Origin of the sequence: Serratia sp. 506_PEND, assembly GCF_001076875.1 — a bacterium.
Classification (GTDB): Bacteria; Pseudomonadota; Gammaproteobacteria; order Enterobacterales; family Enterobacteriaceae; genus Serratia; species Serratia marcescens.
Map to the genome: position 1 here is coordinate 1 of NZ_JVEL01000263.1, position 389 is coordinate 389.

Below are 389 nucleotides of genomic sequence, written 5' to 3' on the forward strand. Positions count from 1 at the left end.
AGAACCAATGGTTAACAATGTGTTTCAACTGAATATTAGATGTTTATAAAGACGTCATTTATCACCTGCAACCTGATAAACGGGGCGACGGGACGTGAAAGAGTAAAGATCGGATCCTGTAAAGATGGAGCATCACGAGGGAGCGTTACATGCCATCATATCGATAAACAGGAACCCGGCGAGTTGTCCCCGTCAGTGTGTCGAAGACGTCGGTTTCTGAGGTCGCAATCACCCTTGCTGTCTTACGCAGTCGCAGCACATCCGCCGCCATACGCTGGCAACCGAACCAGAAAAGAGCGTCCAGCGCCGTCACCTGTAATCCCGCATTAAGCGCCAGGCTGAGCCGTTCACGTGGTGCTTTCACTTCTTTCGCTATCTGCAGAAAAGGG

General features: G+C 50.6%; 1 pseudogene. It reads right to left on the reverse strand.

The annotated features are described in order from the left end of the window. Positions 1 to 145 precede the first annotated feature (145 nt). Positions 146 to 389 (reverse strand): annotated as a pseudogene (locus tag ADK28_RS29855) (DNA-binding protein); the annotation flags it as partial.